15 protein-coding genes are annotated in these 17566 nt (G+C 70.6%); 4 read left to right on the plus strand and 11 right to left on the minus strand.

The features are described from left to right. Positions 1 to 92 precede the first annotated feature (92 nt). Complete coding sequence (locus tag AC0HS0_RS02855; RefSeq protein WP_472961513.1) at positions 93 to 1478, plus strand: glutamate decarboxylase; 1386 nt, start codon at positions 93 to 95, stop codon at positions 1476 to 1478. On the opposite strand, the gene AC0HS0_RS02860 is transcribed toward AC0HS0_RS02855, so the two are convergent. From AC0HS0_RS02860 to AC0HS0_RS02880, 5 genes are all read right to left on the minus strand, one after another. Further along, positions 1475 to 2410, minus strand: coding sequence for an NADP-dependent oxidoreductase (locus AC0HS0_RS02860; RefSeq protein WP_472961514.1), 936 nt, complete (start codon positions 2408 to 2410; stop codon positions 1475 to 1477). The genes AC0HS0_RS02855 and AC0HS0_RS02860 overlap by 4 nt on opposite strands. Positions 2411 to 2474: 64 nt before the next feature. Further along, complete coding sequence (locus tag AC0HS0_RS02865) at positions 2475 to 2921, minus strand: hypothetical protein (RefSeq protein ID WP_472961515.1); 447 nt, start codon at positions 2919 to 2921, stop codon at positions 2475 to 2477. Then, positions 2918 to 4036, minus strand: coding sequence for an NYN domain-containing protein (locus tag AC0HS0_RS02870; protein WP_472961517.1), 1119 nt, complete (start codon positions 4034 to 4036; stop codon positions 2918 to 2920). Before AC0HS0_RS02870 ends, AC0HS0_RS02865 begins: the two co-directional genes overlap by 4 nt. Positions 4037 to 4239: 203 nt before the next feature. Continuing rightward, positions 4240 to 5661 (minus strand): aminotransferase class III-fold pyridoxal phosphate-dependent enzyme, encoded by a 1422-nt coding sequence (locus AC0HS0_RS02875; protein WP_472961518.1) that lies wholly within the window; start codon positions 5659 to 5661, stop codon positions 4240 to 4242. A 38-nt stretch (positions 5662 to 5699) separates the two neighbouring features. After that, positions 5700 to 7184, minus strand: coding sequence for a CoA-acylating methylmalonate-semialdehyde dehydrogenase (locus tag AC0HS0_RS02880; protein ID WP_472961519.1), 1485 nt, complete (start codon positions 7182 to 7184; stop codon positions 5700 to 5702). Positions 7185 to 7334: 150 nt separating this feature from the next. Here AC0HS0_RS02880 and AC0HS0_RS02885 point away from each other — a divergent pair, with 150 nt between their 5' ends. Beyond that, positions 7335 to 8885: a PucR family transcriptional regulator gene (locus AC0HS0_RS02885; RefSeq protein WP_472961521.1), complete on the plus strand. Its 1551-nt coding sequence runs from the start codon at positions 7335 to 7337 to the stop codon at positions 8883 to 8885. Between the two features lie 25 nt (positions 8886 to 8910). On the opposite strand, the gene AC0HS0_RS02890 is transcribed toward AC0HS0_RS02885, so the two are convergent. Genes AC0HS0_RS02890 through AC0HS0_RS02915 form a run of 6 tightly spaced genes read right to left on the minus strand, consistent with a single transcriptional unit; the run spans position 8911 to position 14870 of the window. Further along, entirely contained in the window at positions 8911 to 9234 is a 324-nt protein-coding gene (locus AC0HS0_RS02890; protein ID WP_472961523.1) for a cupin domain-containing protein, read from the minus strand. A gap of 29 nt (positions 9235 to 9263) precedes the next feature. Next, on the minus strand, positions 9264 to 10148 hold the full coding sequence (locus AC0HS0_RS02895) for an ABC transporter permease (protein WP_472961524.1): 885 nt from the start codon (positions 10146 to 10148) through the stop codon (positions 9264 to 9266). After that, positions 10145 to 11101, minus strand: coding sequence for an ABC transporter permease (locus tag AC0HS0_RS02900; protein WP_472961525.1), 957 nt, complete (start codon positions 11099 to 11101; stop codon positions 10145 to 10147). The genes AC0HS0_RS02895 and AC0HS0_RS02900 overlap by 4 nt, the downstream gene beginning before the upstream one ends. After that, positions 11098 to 12276 carry a polyamine ABC transporter substrate-binding protein gene (locus tag AC0HS0_RS02905; protein WP_472961526.1) on the minus strand — a complete coding sequence of 393 codons (1179 nt, stop codon included), beginning with the start codon at positions 12274 to 12276 and terminating at the stop codon, positions 11098 to 11100. The genes AC0HS0_RS02900 and AC0HS0_RS02905 overlap by 4 nt, the downstream gene beginning before the upstream one ends. Beyond that, a complete protein-coding gene (locus AC0HS0_RS02910) occupies positions 12277 to 13410 on the minus strand; it encodes an ABC transporter ATP-binding protein (RefSeq protein ID WP_472961527.1) in 1134 nt (377 codons plus the stop codon). It lies immediately after the preceding gene. A 53-nt stretch (positions 13411 to 13463) separates the two neighbouring features. Beyond that, a complete protein-coding gene (locus AC0HS0_RS02915) occupies positions 13464 to 14870 on the minus strand; it encodes an NAD(P)/FAD-dependent oxidoreductase (RefSeq protein ID WP_472961528.1) in 1407 nt (468 codons plus the stop codon). A 168-nt stretch (positions 14871 to 15038) separates the two neighbouring features. On the opposite strand from AC0HS0_RS02915, the gene AC0HS0_RS02920 reads away from it, so the two are divergent. Together AC0HS0_RS02920 and AC0HS0_RS02925 are read left to right on the plus strand one after the other, a co-directional pair. After that, positions 15039 to 16052: a LacI family DNA-binding transcriptional regulator gene (locus AC0HS0_RS02920; protein WP_472961529.1), complete on the plus strand. Its 1014-nt coding sequence runs from the start codon at positions 15039 to 15041 to the stop codon at positions 16050 to 16052. A gap of 144 nt (positions 16053 to 16196) precedes the next feature. Then, positions 16197 to 17501 carry an ABC transporter substrate-binding protein gene (locus AC0HS0_RS02925; protein WP_472961530.1) on the plus strand — a complete coding sequence of 435 codons (1305 nt, stop codon included), beginning with the start codon at positions 16197 to 16199 and terminating at the stop codon, positions 17499 to 17501. Positions 17502 to 17566 lie beyond the last annotated feature (65 nt).

Consider the following 17566-nt stretch of genomic DNA (forward strand, 5'->3'; position numbering starts at 1 on the left):
GCCGTGAGCGCTGGGGGAGATGTGCGCCGGGAGTGGATGAGGGTTCTCAGACGACGCTCGTCTTCGGCCACCGTCCGTGATTAGCTCGCCTCATGCGTCAGGGCTATGAGTCTCCCGACGAGGCCGTCGGCCTCAATCCGCTGTTCTCCCGGCCCGGGGAGGCGACCGAGTTCCCGCGGTTCGAGCTCCCGGAGGGCGAGTCTCTCCCCGAGACGGCGTTCCAGGTCGTGCACGACGAGGCGATGCTCGACGGCAACGCGCGGTTGAACCTCGCGACCTTCGTAGGCACGTGGATGGAGGACCAGGCCGGGCGGCTGTACGCAGAGGCCGTCGACAAGAACATCGTCGACAAGGACGAGTACCCGCAGACCGCGGCGATCGAGATGCGGTGCTGGCGGATGCTCGCCGGGCTGTGGAACGCGCCGCAGCCCGACCGCTCGATCGGGACCTCCACCATCGGGTCGTCGGAGGCCTGCATGCTCGGCGGGCTCGCGCTCAAGCGGCGCTGGCAGCATCGGCGGCGTGCGGCCGGGCTCTCGACCGAGAAGCCCAACCTGGTGATGAGCGCGGCCGTGCAGGTGTGCTGGGAGAAATTCTGCAACTACTTCGAGGTCGAGCCGCGGTTCGTGCCGATCTCGGTGGAGCATCCGACCCTCGAGGGCTCGCAGCTCGACGGCTACATCGACGAGAACACGATCGGCGTCGTCGCGATCATGGGCGTGACCTATACCGGCAGGTACGAACCGGTCAAGGCGATCAGTGACGCCCTCGACGCGATCCAGGCGCGCACCGGGATCGACGTGCCCATCCATGTCGACGGAGCCTCCGGCGCGATGGTCGCCCCTTTTCTGCAGCCGGAGTTGGAGTGGGATTTCCGGCTGGAGCGGGTGGCTTCCATCAACACCTCCGGCCACAAGTACGGGCTCGTCTACCCGGGGATCGGCTGGGTGGTCTGGCGGGAGGCCGACCTGCTGCCGGACGACCTCGTCTTCCGGGTCAGCTACCTGGGCGGCGAGCTCCCGACGTTCGCGCTCAACTTCTCACGGCCGGGAGCGCAGGTGCTGCTGCAGTACTACCAGTTCCTGCGGCTCGGCTTCGACGGCTACCGCCGCGTGCAGGCGGCCTCCCGCGACGTCGCGCGCTATCTGGCGGACCAGGTGGCGGCCCTTCCGCACTTCGACATCTGGACGGACGGCTCCGACATCCCCGTCACCGCCTGGCAGCTGAAAGCAGATCACGGCGCACCGTGGACACTGTACGACTTGTCGACGCGGCTGCGGGCCCACGGCTGGCTGCTGCCGGCGTACCCGATGCCGCAGGCTCTGACCGAGGTGACGGTGCAGCGCGCCGTGATCCGCAACGGGCTCAGTCGCGACCTCGCCGGCGGGCTGGTGGACGCGATCACGGCCGCCGTCCACGAGCTGGACGAACTGCAGGCGCCCATGCCGGGACCGCCGCGCGTGCCGTTCCACCACTAGGGCAGCAGAGCGATCTTCCCTCCGGGGTGCCCCTCCGCCAGGAAGCGGAGGGCTTCCGGCGCCTCAGCCAGCGGGTAGGTGCGGGCGACCGGCACCTGGAGGCGGCCTTCCGCTGCGAGCTGCAGGAGGCGCGGCCGCACCGCGTCGCGGAACTCGGCACTCTCGGGCTGGGCGCCGGCGACGGCGCGGAAGCCGTCGGCCTTCGCGCGGTCGGAGGCGACGATGGTGACGATGCGGTCGCGGTCCGGCACGAGCTCGAGCGAGACGTCCACCGCCTCCTCGGTGCCCACCGTGTCGAGTGCGGCGGCGATCGGTCCGCCTGCCTCCGCGCGGACCCGGTCGGCGAGTCCGGGCCCGTAGGCGACCGGGTGGCCGCCGAAACGGCGCACCCGCGCGAAGCTGCCCTCGCTCGCGGTGCCGATGACACGCGCGTCGAGCTCCGCGGCCTGTTGCAGGATGCTCACGCCGACCGCGCCCGATGCGCCGTGGACGACGATCGTGTCCCCGGCGCGCACGTGCGTCACGTCGAGCATCTGCGCGGCGGTCGATCCGGCCAGGAACAGGTTCGCGGCCTCCTCGTCGGACAGGCTCGCGGGCTTCGCGAACACGTCGGACGCCGGGACCGTCACCTCGCTGGCGTAACCGCCCTGGATGCGGAACGCGACCACAGAGTCGCCAGGGGCGCCTCCGCCTGAGGCGATCTCGGTGTCCGGGCCGAGTTCCACGAGCTCGCCGGCTACCTCGTAGCCGATGGGCACCGGGAGGTCGAGGCCGGGGCGCGGGCTCGCGACATGCTTGTAGTCGGCCGGATTGACCCCGGCCGCGCGCACGCGGATGGTGACCTCTCCTCGCTCCGGACGCGAAACCTCTCGCTCCACGAAACTCCAGGTGTCGGGGGAACCCCACTGCTCTGCCATCCACACACGTGCCATGGCGACAGTCAACGCGTGGATCCTGTGCGCCGCCTTCGGATCGAGGAGGCCGGGATCGCGGCGGTCAGGACCGCGGCGCGCGCCGCGCGTCGAACCAGGCGGCGCCGCGACCGATCCACAGCGGAAGCGCGATCGCGATCGCGAGCCCCATCGACAGGATGCCCGCGATCGGCTCGCTGGTGAGCGCCGTGTAGAGGCCGACGGCCAGGTGGATCAGGCTCGCGAGGAGCACGATGACGCGCGCGACGTCGACGCCCCGGAACACGCCGAAACCGACCACCAGGTAGGCGAGCGCGACGACGAGGTAGCCGATCGACGAGGCCAGCAGGTTTCCGGCCAGCCGCGAAGGGAGCGCTCCGGGGATCGCCCCCAGCACGAGGATGAGGATGCTGAGCACGAGCTCCACCGCGCCGACGACCCAGCAGAGCACGGCGACCGCGGTCACCACTCCGGGTCGACGCCCGCGTTCGCGCCGCGCGGGCGGCTCTGCCGCTGCGGCCTGCCCGCTCATGTGGCCGACACCGTGTCGGTCGCCTTGCCGCTGTGGCGGGCGCGCCGCGACCGCGTGGGCGCCAGGCGCAGCATCTGGGCCGTCGAGCTGTCATCGAGCTCGACGAGCGTGCTCCGCGACTTGATGAAGTCGCTGAACGAGCGGAATCCGAGCGCCTTCTCGCTGAACGACGGGTCCATCCGCTTCATCTGCCCCTTCACGGACGAGCTGTGCAACCACTCGGCGTCGTCCTTCTCGTGGCCGAGCTGCATCGCGCGGGCGAGCAGCCGGGTGGCGACGATCTGCGGGTCCTCGGCGGGTTCGTCCTCGGGCTCTGCTTCCGGGGTGGCCGTCTTGCGCTTGCGAGCGGGACGCTTCGGCTGCTCCGTCTCCGGAGGGTTCTCGTCGGTCTCGGCTGCGGCGCCGCGGCGGCGTCGCGTGGAGGTCGAGGCGCTCGCCGCCGCCTGCTCCGTGGTGTCGGTGTCGATGTCGGTGTCGGTGTCGGTGTCGGTGTCGGTCTCGGGTCGCTCGACCGGCCCGACCGCCTCGGCGGCATCGTTCGCCGCTTCGTCGCGTGCGATGCCCGGGAGGTCGTCGTAGCTGACGAACTCGTCGCAGGCCGCGGCGAGGGAGCGGGCTGTGGAACCGGCCACCCCGATACCGATCACATAGCGTCCGAGGCGCTTGATCCGCTGGGCCAGCGGGACGTAGTCGGAGTCGCCCGCGACGATCACGACGTGCGTGAGTTCGGGGAGCCGGAAGAGATCCTCCACCGCGTCGACCGCGAGACGGATGTCGGCGCCGTTCTTGGCGTACGCCGCCGCCGGGAACAGCTGCACGAGGTCCACGGCGCGGCCCACGAGCTGCCCGCGGTACTCGGCGTTGACGGCAGCGGACCAGTCCGCATAGGCCCGGGTGAGCACGAGTGTGCCGAACGACGATGCGAAGTCGATGACGGCGCCGAGGTCGACGCGCGCCTCCGCCAGCTTCGCCACGAACGCTGGCTTCGGCTGCGTCCCCGACTTCTGCCGGTCGCGCATGAACTGACCGCGGCCGTGCACTTGGTCGTATCGCGAGATCACGATGTTGTCGAAGTCGATATAGACCGCGACGCGGCCGTCCCCGGGTTCGCTCATGCGTTCACGATATCCCGGGGGGCCGGTGTGGCCCCAGACGCCGTGTCGGCTGACGCCGTGTCGGCTGACGCCGTGTCGGCTGACGCCGTGTCGGTGGGTGGGCGCACAGCGGAGGAGATCAGGCCCAGGGGCGGCCCGACCTCCTCCGGAGGTCGCCCGTGCGCGGCGTGGCGGAGGAAGGCTCCTCCGTTCGCCACGCAGGGTCAGCTCGCGTAGCCGTCGGCGACGGTGAGCGCAGCGTCGATCGCGGCGAGGCCGCGACGCAGCTCACTCTCGTCGATGACGAGCGGCGGCGCGATGTGGATGCGGTTGAAGTGCGTGAACGGCCAGACGCCCGCCGCCTTGCACGCTGCAGCGACCGCCCCCATCGGTGCGGCGTCGGCGCCCGCAGCGTTGAACGGGACCAGCGGTTCCCGCGTCTCGCGGTCGCGCACCAGCTCGAGCGCCCAGAACAGCCCGCGGCCGCGGACTTCGCCCAGCGAGGGGTGACGGTCGAGCCAGGCGGTGATCTCGGGCTCGACGACGCGCTCGCCGAGGTCGCGCACGCGCTCCAGGATGCCGTCGCGTTCGAACACGTCGAACGTCGCGACGCCCGCCGCGCACGCCAGCGGATGCCCCGAGTAGGTGAGGCCGCCCGGGAAGGACACGTCATCGAAGAACGACGAGATCGCGTCGGAGATGATCACTCCACCCAGCGGGACATACCCGGAGTTGACGCCCTTCGCGAAGGTGATGAGGTCGGGGACGACGTCGAACGCGTCGACGGCGAACCATTCGCCCACGCGGCCGAAGCCGACCATCACCTCGTCGGCGATGTAGACGATCCCGTACTTGTCGCAGAGCGCACGCACGCCGGCGAGGTAGCCGGGCGGCGGCACGAGCACCCCGTTCGTTCCCACGATCGTCTCGATGATGATCGCCGCGACCGTGGCCGCGCCCTCGAGGACGATGACGCTCTCGAGGTGCTCGAGAGCGCGCTGCGTCTCCTCCTCCGGGGTCGACGCGTGGAACGCCGAGCGGTACAGATACGGCCCGAAGAAGTGGGCGACGGACGAGTCGCTGGGCTCGTTGGCCCAGCGGCGCGGGTCGCCCGTGAGCGAGATCGCCGTCGCGGTGCCGCCGTGGTACGAGCGGTACATCGAGAGCGCCTTGCGGCGACCCGTGACCCTGCGCGCCAGGCGCACGGCGTACTCGTTGGCGTCCGCCCCGCCGTTGGTGAAGAACACCTTGTTCAGGGTTCCCGGCGCCACCCGTGCGATGCGGCGGGCGAGCTCGCCGCGCACATCGTTCGCCATCGAGGGCTGGATGGTCGCGAGCCGGCTGGCCTGCTGCTGGATGGCGGCGACCAGGTCGGGGTGATGGTGCCCCAGGTTGAGGTTGACGAGCTGCGAGCTGAAGTCGAGGTACGCGTTGCCCTGGTAGTCCCAGAACGTCGAGCCCTCGCCCGCGGCGACCGGCAGCGGGTCGATCTGCGCCTGCGCGCTCCACGAGTGGAAGACGTGGCTGCGGTCGTCGCTGCGCACCTGGGTCTCGGCATCGGAGTCGCCGAAAGCGTGCTCGGCGCCGCGGCGGTCGGTGAATCCCGTGCGGGCGGCCGTGCCGGCGGGCGTGATGGTGTCGGTCATATGGATGATCCCTTCCTGCTGATCGAGCCGTGTGCGGATCAGGAGTTGCCCGGGAAGGCGAGCTCGATCTTCGAGTGCACCGGGTCGGGCCAGCGCGTGGTCACGACCTTGCTGCGAGTGTAGAAGTGGAACGACTCGGGACCGTAGATGTGCGAGTCGCCGAACAGCGAGTTCTTCCAGCCGCCGAACGAGTACGCGCCGACCGGCACGGGGATCGGCACGTTGATGCCGACCATGCCCACCTCGATCTCGAACTCGAACTGCCGTGCGGCGCCGCCGTCGCGGGTGAACAGCGCGACCCCGTTGCCGTACGGGTTCGCATTGATCAGGGCGACGGCCTCGTCGAAGGTGTCGACACGCACGACCGACAGCACCGGGCCGAAGATCTCGTCGTCGTAGACGGCCATGCCGGGCTCGACGTCGTCGATGAGGCTGACGCCGACGAAGAAACCGTCGCCGTCGAACTGCTGTGCCGTGCCGTCGACGACGACCGTGGCGCCCTCCGCCTCGGCCTTCGCCACATAGGAGGCGACCTTGTCGCGGTGCTCGCGCGTGATGAGCGGGCCCATCTCGCTCGCCGGGTCGGTGCCGGGACCGATCGCGAGGGAGCCGAGGCGGCGCTGGATGGCCGGGACGAGCTCGTCGCCGGCCCCGCCGACCGCGACGAGGACGCTGACCGCCATGCAGCGCTCGCCCGCCGAGCCGTAGGCGGCGGAGACGGCGGCGTCGGCCGCGGCCTCGATGTCGGCGTCTTCGAGCACGACCATGTGGTTCTTGGCACCGCCGAGGGCCTGCACCCGCTTGCCGTTCGCGCTGGCGCGCTGGTAGATCGACCGGGCGACCGGGGTGGAGCCGACGAACGAGACGGCCGAGACGTCGGGGGAGTCGAGCAGGGAGTCGACGGCCTCCTTGTCGCCGTGGACGACGTTGAGGACGCCGGCGGGCAGACCGGCCTCGGCGAAGAGCTTCGCGAGGTAGACGGAGGCCGACGGATCCTTCTCGCTGGGCTTCAGCACCACCGTGTTGCCGCAGGCGATGGCGCTCGCGACCATCCACAGCGGGACCATCACCGGGAAGTTGAACGGCGTGATGCACGCGACGACACCGACCGGCTGCTTGACGCTGTGCACGTCGACGCCCGTGGAGACCTGCTCGCTGAACTCGCCCTTGAGCTTGTCGATCAGGCCGGAGGCGAACTCGACGTTCTCGAGCCCGCGGCCGATCTCGCCCGCGGCGTCGGAGAGCACCTTGCCGTGCTCGCTCGTCACGATGGCGGCCAGCTCGCTGCGGCGCTCGGTGAGGAGGTGGCGGAGCCGGAAGAGCACGTCGGCGCGCTTGGTGAGGCTGGTGGCGCGCCACCCGGGCAGGGCGGCCTTCGCCGCGGCGATCGCCGCCTCGGTCTCGGCGGCGCTGGCAAGGGCGACGTCGTGCTGGCGGATGCCGGTTGCGGGATCGAAGACCGGCGCGAGACGTGCCGGCTCGCCGGCCTCCTCGCCGTTCACGAAGTGGCGGATCAGGGCCACGGGGTCCTCCTGGAGATGCTGCGCCGGACGAAATGCCCGACGGGGAAGTAGGCTTGCAATCCCCATGATCACAGAGCAGAGGAGCGATCGGTGATGCCAGATCGTCGGGCGTTCGGGCAAGACAGTACATTTCGTCCGGGAGGCGAGCGGATGCTCCTCCCGACGGTCCGGGAGATCCTCCGGATGGACCCGATGGCGGACGCCCTTCCCGAGGTCCTCGCCGGCGAGGGCGGCCTCGACGTGCTGGTGCGCTGGGTGCACGTGGCCGAAACGGTGGACGTCGCCCGGCTCGTCTCGGGGGGCGAACTGCTGCTCGCGACGGGCCTCGGCTGGCCGCGCGACGCCCGCGGGCTGCGCAGCCTGGGGCGCGAGCTCGCGGAGGCCGAGATCGCCGGGCTCGTGCTGGAGCTCGGTGACCGCACTCCCGTCGCCCCCGCGCCGCTCGTCGACGAGTTCCGCGCCGCCGGCCTGCCGTTCGTCGTGCTGCACCGCGAGGCGCGGTTCGTCGCCATCACCGAGGCGGTGCACGCCCGCATCATCGACGACCAGACAGTGGCCCTGCGGGCACGGGACGAGATCCGCGAGCTCTTCACCGGGCTGAGCCTGCGCGGCAGCCCCGCCGATTTCATCGTGGCGCAGGCGGCACGAGCGCTGGCCTGCCCGGTCGTCCTGGAGGACACCGGCCACCAGGTGCTCGTGGCCGAGAACGTGGGTGACGGCGAGGCCGAGCTCGATCGCTGGGAGCAGCGCTCGCGGGCGGCCCACCGGGGTGCGGGCGAGCCGGGCTGGACGCTGACGCCGGTGGAGGCCCGCGGGATGCGCTGGGGCCACCTCGTCGCATTGCCCGGCGAGCCGCATCCCGCCGGCCGGTCGAGCGTGCTCGAGCAGGCGGCCGTGGCACTCGCGCTCAGCCGTCTCGCCGACCGCGACGACGACGAGTGGATCCGGCGCAGCCACGACGCGCTGCTCACGGCGCTCCTCGGCCGCCGGTTCGCGCGCGACGGCGGCATGGCCGCGCGGTTCGAGGCCGCCGGCTTCCCCGTCGCCGCGCGCGTGCTCGCCGGCGTCGTCGTGCGCAGCCGCTCCGGACGCCTCGAGCGCGACGCCGTCGCTCGCGCTGTGGAGGCCGCCACGGCCGCCGGCGCCCATGCCATCGCCGCGCCGCATCCGTCGTCGCCCGGACTGTTGGTCGTGGCCGTGTCGGCGCGCACCGGACGCCCCGCGGCGGACGCCGTAGCCGACGCACTCGCGAGCGGAGACGCCGCTGTCGTCGGCGTCGGTTCGGACGCGCACGGCATCCCCGGGCTGCTCTCGTCGGTCGAGGAGGCGGTCGAGTTGAGCGGGCGCGGCGCCGGCGGCCGCGGTCGCCACGCCGTCGTGCAACGCGCAGAGAGCCGGCCCCTGCTGCGCCTGGTCACCGCCTTCGGCGACGACCCCCGGCTCCAGGAGTACGCGGAGCGGATGCTGCGGCCGCTGATCGAGTACGACCTCGCCAACGACGGCGACCTCGTGGAAGTGCTGCGGGCGTACCTGAGCCACCCGGGCAACCGGACCCGCGCGGCGGCGGCGAGCCATCTCTCGCGCTCGGTCTTCTACCAGCGGCTCGCCCTCATCGAAGACCTGTTGAGCCTCGATCTCGACGACGGGGAAACGATCGGGGCCCTGCACGCAGCGGTGCTGGCCCGGCGGGTGCGGGGCTGAGCCGGGCTCGCCCCCGCCAGGGAGGTCACGGAGTCAAGTAGACCTTCCGCAGGGTCTCGTGCACCGTCCAGACCGTCCGCTCGCCGGCGGTCAGCCGCGCGACGTCGCCGATGCCGAGCTCGAGGCGACGACCCGTGTCCGGGAAGTCGACGACAGCCCGGCCCGCGATCACGACGAACAGCTCATCGGCCTCCACGTCGGTGGCCGCGCCCGGCGCCATCTCCCACACGCCGACCTCCAGGCCGGCGAAGCGCCCCAGCTCGGCGAGCGCCGTCAGCTCGTCGCCGTCGACCGGCTGGAGCGGCAGGCCCAGGGCAGGCACGCTCGTCGTCTCGTCCAGGATGTCCATCGTCCTCCTCGTCTCGTCCTGCTCGGCGCTCACGCGCTCGCCAGCGTCTTCGCCATCTCCTCGGTGGAGGCTCCGCTTTTCCGCAGCACAAGGGCCACGACCGCCAGCGCCACCAGCGTGAGCACAAACATCACCGCCGAGACCGCCGCGATCTCGGGGCGCAGCCCGACGCGCAGCGAGCTGAAGATGTACACCGGCCACGGCGTCGCGCCCGGCACCTGCACGAAGCTCGACACGATCGTGTTGTCGAGGCTCAGCGTGAACGACATCAGCGCTCCCGCCCAGATCGCCGGGCTCGCCACCGGGAGGGTGATCTGCCAGAAGCGCTTGAGCGGGGGAGCGTAGAGGTCGGCGGCGGCTTCTTCGAGCGACTCGTCCATGCCCTGCATCCGCGCGCGCACGATGAACGTGACGACGGCGACGGAGAGCACCGCGTGCGACACGACCAGGCGCACCATGCCGTTGCTGAAGACGCCTATCCCGAAGTCGGTGCCCAGGCTGACGAACCACGGGAGCATGGAGATCGCGTCGACGATCTCGGGCGTGAAGAGCGTGATCGTCAGCAGGAGGGTCGCCCAGAGCACCCAGGGGGCCTTCCTGGCCGCGCGGGCGAGCGCGAGACCGCCCAACGTGCCGAGCAGGGTCGAGACGAGCGCTGCGCCGACCGCGACCTCCAGCGAGGTCACCACCGACGCTCGGATCACCGGGTTCGCCCAGGCGTTCGCGTAGGCGTCGAAGCCGAAGCCCTGCCAGGTGGCGAGCAGTCGTCCGGTGTTGAAGGAGTATGCCAGCATCACCAGGATCGGCAGGAACAGGAAGGCGAAGACCAGCACGCCCCAGACGGTCAGGCCGATTCCGACGCCGTCACGGCGTCGGCGGCGCGGCGCCTGGCGCCGGATCGTCGCCCCGGTCATGCGGCACCTCCCAGGTCGACGCGGCGCGATCGACGCACCACGAGGCGGATCAGCAGGGCCAGCCCGCCGACGATGACGACCGCCGCGGCGATGAAGAGCATCAGCAGCACCGCCATCGCGGAGCCGAGCGCCCAGTTCTGCGCGGTGTTGAACTGGCTCGCGACCAGCTGGCCGACCATGTTGCCCTGCGCTCCGCCGAGCACCGACGCGGTGACGTAGTCGCCCATCAGCGGGATGAACACCAGCAGGCAGCCCGAGGCGATCCCCGGCGCGGCCAGCGGAAGGGTCACCTGCAGGAACGTGCGCACCCGGTTCGCTCCGAGGTCGGCGCTGGCCTCCCGCAGCGGGCGGCCGGCGCGGTCCATCGCCACGTAGAGCGGCAGGATCATCAGCGGCAGGTAGTTGTACACCACGCCGAGCTGCACCGCCGCCTGCGTGTAGAGCACGTCGAGCTTGCCGTGCAGGAGGCCGGTGCTCTGCAGGAGCTGCGAGAGGAAGCCCTGAGGCGAGAGCACGATCTGCCAGCCGAGCGTGCGCACGAGGAAGTTCGTCCAGAACGGCACGAGCACCAGTGCGAGGGCAAGCGCGCGGTACTGCGGCTTGAGCTTGACCGCGAGCCAGTAGGCGAACGGCACCGCGATGACCAGGCAGATGGCAGTGCCCACCAGCCCGATGCGGAGGGTGTTGAGGAAGGTGCCGAGGAAGGTCGCATCCAGGGCCTCCGCGTACCGGTCGAACGACAGCCGGTCGTTCGCGTGCGCCGAGAAGAGGTCGGGCTTGTAGCCGAAGCTGTACCAGAGCACCAGGGCGAGGGGCACGATGAAGAAGAAGAGCACGAACGCCCAGGTGGGGAAGCCGGCGACTGTCGTCCCCGACATCCGCGTGCGTCCGCCCGGGCGGCGCGAGCGTTCGCGGGCGCCGCCGAGGGTCGTGGTCTGCGCTGTCGCCGTCATGATCCCGCCTTCGCCATCATCCGGTTGACGATCTGAACCAGCCGTTCGGCCGCGTCGTTGAGCTCGGCGGGGGTCAGCCGGGCGATGACCTCGTCGGACGGGAACACCAGTTCCGGCAGGTCGAACCGCTCCTTCTCGGCACGCTGCCGGAGGCCTTTCACGCCGGTCGAGTAGCCGATGTAGTCGACCTCCTTGTAGGAGGCGTCCGGCTCGAGGATCGCGTCGATGAACGCGTACGCGGCGTCGGGATGCTGGGCCCCGGTCGCGATCGCCCAGGTGTCCATCCACAGGTTCGCGGTCGGTGTCGGATAGACGAACTTCCAGTTCTTCGGGATCTTCCCGCTGGCCAGCATCCCCTGGCGGGCATCGCCGTTGAACGCCTGGATGAGGGCGAACGTGCCCTCGGGGATGCCGGAGGTGACCGCCGTGGAGTTGAACGCCTTGACGTGGGGAGCGAGAGTGCCGACGAGGTACTCCTCGGCGGCGTCGAGGTGCGCCTTGTCGGTGGTGTTCGGGTCGATGCCGTTGGCGGCGAAGTACATGCTGGTGACCTCCCACGGGTCCTCCAGCACGGCGACGTTGCGGCTCGCCTCCTTCTGGGCGGCGTCGAGGAAGTCGGCCCAGGAGGTCATCGGGCGCGCGATGACGTTCGTGTCGTACGCGTACCCGGTCGTGCCCCAGTCTTTGCAGACCGTGTAGACGTTGCCGCGGTCCCACGACTGGTCCGTGTAGGCGGTCTCCAGGTTGCCCAGGTTCTTCAGCCGCGAGTGGTCGAGCTTCTGCAGGAGGCCGTTCGCGACCATCATCGGCACGTAGTTGCCGGTCGGGACGACGATGTCGTAGCCGCTCGTGCCGCGGGTGGCCCCGAGCTTGGCGATCATCTCCTCGTTCGATCCGTACGAGTCGAGCTGGACGGTGACGCCGGAGGCCTTCTGGAACGCGTTGATGTTGCCGGGGTCGTCGTAGTCGCCCCAGCTGTAGACGTTCAGCTGGCTCTCGACGGCGCCGTCCGGGCGGGCGGAGGCTCCGAACGCGGTCTGCCGGCTGCAGGCGCTCAGCGCCAGCCCGGCTGCGCCGAGCGCGAACCCGCCGAGCAGCGCGCGGCGGCTGATCCGTGCGGAGGACCCACGGGGGATGAGCGCGACGACATCGGCGCGCGCGGGGGAAGCGCCCATCTACGCGGCCTCCTCGTCGGGCTCGGGTGCCGCGAAGACGTGCAGGGCATCGTCGCTCCAGCCGCACCAGACGCGGTCGCCCGTCGCGAGCTGCTCGGCACGCGATGGCGCGACCCGGGAGATCAGCTCGAGGCCGGAGTCGGTGACGACGACGTACTGGATGGCGTCGCCGAGGAACGAGATGCCGGCGAGCGTGCCCGCGACGGCGGAGCCGGCCGGACGCGACGCCGTGACCGCGATCGCCTCGGCGCGGACGGCCGCGCGCACCCGAGCTCCGGGTCGGGTGTCGTGTCGGGCGAAAGTCTCCGGGTGACCGCTGGTCACCGCACCGTCGGCGGCCAGCAGCCCGCCGTCGGCCTGGACGACCGCGTCGATGAAGTTCTGCTTGCCGATGAACCCCGCGACGAACGCCGTCGCCGGGTGGGTGTAGATCTCCTCGGTGCCTCCGAGCTGCTCGATCCGGCCGCCCTGCATCACGACGATCCTGTCGCTCATCGACAGGGCCTCCTGCTGGTCGTGCGTCACGAAGACGAAGGTGATGCCCAGCTGGCGCTGCAGCAGCTTCAACTCGATCTGCATCTCCTCCCGGAGCTTGCGGTCGAGGGCGGACATCGGCTCGTCGAGGAGCAGCACGCGGGGCCGGTTGACCAGCGCTCGCGCGAGGGCGACGCGCTGCTGCTGGCCGCCCGAGAGCTTCTGGGGACTGCGGTCGGCGAACGAGCCCATGCGCGAGAGCTCCAGCGCGTCCTGCACGCGCTTCGCGATCTCGGCCCGGGGCACGCGCTTCTGGCGCAGCCCGTATGCGACGTTCTCGGCGACGGTCATGTGCGGGAACAGCGCGTACGACTGGAACACGGTGTTGACCGGCCGCTTGTGCGGCGGCGTGCGCAGGACGCTCGTGCCCCCGACCAGGATGTCGCCGTCGTCCGGCTGCTCGAAGCCCGCGATCATGCGCAGAAGCGTGGTCTTGCCGCAGCCCGAGGGGCCGAGCAGCGAGAGGAACTCGCCGCTGCGCACCTCCAGGTCGATTCCGTCGACGGCCGTGGCGTCGCCGAAGCGCTTGGTCACGCCGTGCAGGCGGACGGAACCGTCGTGCTCGGACGCGGACGAAGGGGGAGAGGAGGCTGCAGTCACAGCACCGTCCTTTCTGACGGGGAGGAGGCGGGCCCGGCGCCGGTGCCGGGCCCTCAGGAGTCGAAGCCGAGCCCGACGGCGTCGAGCGTCCGGAGGAACAGGTTGCGCTGGCCTTGCCGGTGGTCGGCGCGGTCGAGCGACCAGCGGGTCAGGTTGATGCCGATCGCGGCCGCGGGCTCGGGAGGGAACGGCAGCGGCCGGCTGCGGACCATCGCCAGCTCGGTGTGCTCGGTCGAGCGGCCCGCGAGCAGGTCGAGCATCACCCGGGCGCCGAAGTGCGTCGCGGCGACGCCGAGGCCGGTGTAGCCCGTGGCGTAGGCGACCTTGCCGTCGCGGGCGGTTCCGAAGAACGCGCAGAACCGGCTGCAGGTGTCGATCGCGCCGGCCCAGCGGTGCGTGAAGGTCAGCCCCTCGAGCTGAGGGAACGTGGTGAAGAAGTGGCTCGCGAGCGTCCGGAAGGTCTCAGGGCGGTCCTCGTAGCGCTCTCGGACCCGGCCTCCGAAGTGGTAGATCGCGTCGTAGCCGCCGAAGAGGATGCGGTTGTCGCGGGTCAGCCGGTAGTAGTGGAACTGGTTGGCCGAGTCGCCGAGCCCCTGCCGCCCCGTCCACCCGATGGACGCCAACTGCTCCGCAGAGAGCGGCTCGGTCATCAGCACGTAGTCGTACACGGGGACCGTGGCGAGGCGGTTGCGCTTGAGCAGGCTCGGGAACACATTGGTCGCGAGGGCGGTGCGCTCGGACCGGAGGACGCCCTCCGGCGTGTACAGCGTGGTGCCGTCTCCGATCCCGTCGACGGGGGAGTGCTCGAAGATCTCGACGCCCGCTGCCTCGCATGCGCGGGCGAGGGCGCGTGCCAGCTTGGCGGGGTGGACCAGCGCCGAGTCCCTGGTACGCAGGAGGCCGCCGAGATACGTGGGGGAGTGCACCTCGGCCCGCACGGCCGCCTCGTCGAGGAAGCGCGCCTCGGGTCCGTCGGCGGCCTCCTGCAGCCACTCGACCTGGTGCGGCTCGGTGGCGAGGTCGATGGCGCCGTTGCGCTCGAACTCCGCGTCGAGGCCGAGCTCGGCGATCGTCGCCTCGATCTCGTCGAGGTTCGCCAGGCCGAGCTGCTGGAGGCGGTCGAACTCGTCCGCGAACCGGCTGCGTCCGTTCTCGTCGCCGTGGGTGAGGCTGGCCTCGCAGAACCCGCCGTTGCGGCCGGAGGCCGCCCAGCCGATCCGCCGGCCTTCGAGCAGCACGACGCGCGCTTCCGGGTTCTCGCGCTTGGCGAGGAGCGCGGTCCACAGGCCCGAGTAGCCTCCGCCCACCACCGCGAGGTCGCAGCTGAGGTCGCCGTTCAGACGCGGGTACGGGTCGCCGGGGGCGTCCTCGATCCAGAACACCTCCTGCCGCGCGGGAGCGAGCGCATGGGCGACGACGGAGGCGTCGGGACGCTGACGTTCGAACACGGTGCTGGACACAGGGAGACCTCTCTGCTGACGGGTTCCCGCCATTCTTCCGGGTCGTCGGCCGCCCGTTCGTCGGGAATCCGGGACGACTCCGGGCAAAGCGTCCGGCGCGGTCGCGTGCACTGAACCGCTTCAGTCCGATGTACTCTTGGCCCGTCCGGCGTGCGAAGGGAGCGGTCGATGGTGTCAGCGACGCGGGTGACGATCGGCGGCCTCGCCGACCGGCTCGGGCTGTCGAAGGCCTCGGTGTCGTACGCGCTCAACGGCCAGCCCGGGGTCAGCGACGACACCCGCCGTCGCGTGCTCGACCTCGCCGACGAGCTCGGGTGGCATCCCAGCTCGAGCGCCAGGGCGCTCTCACGCGCGCGCTCCGACGCCATCGGGATCGTGCTGCGCCGCGATCCGGGGCTGCTCGGCACGGAGCCGTACTACATGAGCCTCCTGGCGGGCGTGGAGGCCGAACTCGCCGAAAGCGGCCAGTCGCTGCTGCTGCGCATGGTCGGCCCGTCGAACGGGCAGGATCTCGCCGCGTACCGGCGCTGGAGCGCCGAACGGCGCGTCGACGGCGTCATGCTCTTCGACATCGTGATCGGCGACCAGCGCCCCGCGCTGCTCGACGAGCTCGGGCTGGCGTTCGTGCTGCACGGCAACGACGAGGAGGTCGCGCCCGGCCGGGTGCTGCTCTACGACGCGACGGGCGACGCGCGCCTCCTGGTGGGGCACCTGCACGGGCTCGGACACCGGCGTATCCTCCACATCCAGGGTCCGAGCGACTTCGAGCACGAACGCGATCGCGCACGGTCGATCGCCCGGTTCGCGGCCGGCCTCGGAGTGCAGGCCGCGTCGGAGCCGTCGGACTACTCGATGGAGGCAGGCGAGCGCATCGCGGCGGCGCACGCCGACGATCCGGAGCTGTCGGCCATCGTGACCTCCAACGATCTGCTCGCGCTCGGCGCGCAGGCCGCGCTGTCGCGCCGGGGGAGGGACGACGTCGCTCTGGTCAGCTGGGACGACTCGCTGATCTGCCGGCTCGGTTCGCGCCCGCTCACGGCGCTGGCGCGATTCCCGGAGGAGCAGGGGCGGCGCTCGACCCGGATGCTGCTCGACGAGCTCGCCGGCATCGAGACGCCCATCCGGACCGCGCGCCCCTCCGAGCTGATCGTGCGGTCGACGAGCGTCCCGGCGCGGGCCTGAGAAAAGGTATCCGATATACACCTGATTCCCAGGACGTCAACGCTTGGAATTACTGAACCGGTTCAGTTATAGTCGCGGTGGCGTCACGTGCGCTCCCCGGGGACGGGAGCGGCGAAGCGCCCATCAAGAGACGAAGGAGTCACAATGAGGAAACGCGTCATCGCCGCGGCAGCGCTGGCGGCCACGATCTCGCTCGTGGCAGCGGGCTGCAGCAGCAGCGGTTCGACATCGTCGGCCAGCGGGTCGACCATCACCTACTGGGCCAGCAACCAGGGGACCAGCCTCGACAACGACAAGCAGGTCCTGACTCCGGTGCTGGACGACTTCACCAAGAAGACCGGCGTGAAGGTCAAGCTCGAGGTCATCGGCTGGAACGACCTGCAGACGCGCATCCAGACCGCCGTCACCTCCGGCCAGGGCCCCGATGTGCTGAACATCGGCAACACCTGGGCGGCCTCCCTGCAGGCGACCGGCGCCTTCCTGCCGTTCGGCGACAGCGAGATGAAGGCGATCGGAGGCAGCGACAAGTTCGTCAAGACCGCGCTCGACACCGGCGGCGCCGCGGGCAAGACGGTCACCAGCGTCCCGCTCTACGGTCTGGCCTACGGCCTCTACTACAACAAGAAGATGTTCTCCGACGCCGGCGTGCAGCCGCCCACCAACTGGGAGGAGCTGGTCACCGACGCGAAGAAGCTGACCAACGGCACCCAGTACGGGTTCTCGCTCGCGGCCGGAAGCTACACCGAGAACGCGCACTTCGCGTTCATCAACTCGGCGCAGAACGGCGGCGAGTGGTTCGACAGCAAGGGCAACCCCACCTTCACCTCCTCGGCGAACGTCGACGGCATCAAGCGGTACCTGGATCTGATGCAGACCGACAAGGTCGTGAACACCTCCAACGCGCAGTACGACAACGGCGTGCAGGCGGTCAACGACTTCGCCACCGGCAAGGTCGCGATGATCCTCAGCCAGAACAACGCCGACTCGTCGATCAACGCCAACGGCATGAAGTCCGACGCGTACGGCGTCGTGCCGTTCCCGTCGCCCGAGGGCGGCAAGCCGGTCGCGAGCCACGTCGCCGGCATCAACCTGTCGATCTTCAAGAACACCAAGAACAAGGACGCCGCCCTCGAGTTCGTCAAGTACATGACGAGCGAGTCGGTCCAGTCCACGCTCGGCAAGCCGTACGCGACCCTGCCGGTGCTGAAGGGCGCCAAGCCGAACTTCACCGACAACGCGGACGAAGCGGCCACGTTCCAGAAGATCTACAACGAGATGTCCAAGCCTCTGCCGCTGGTGCCGGCCGAGGACCAGTTCGAGAACACCGTCGGCAAGGCGATGAACGACATGTTCGCCAAGATCGCCACCGGCGGCACGGTCTCCGACTCCGACATCAAGTCGGCGCTGCAGAACGCGCAGGACCAGGTCAAGCAGTCGATCGGCGGCTGACGCTCTGAACGACACGCTCGCCGGGCGGGAGCGCATCCCGCCCGGCGAGCACGTACCACCTGAAG

Source organism: Leifsonia sp. PARNA 1/14 (assembly GCF_055720965.1).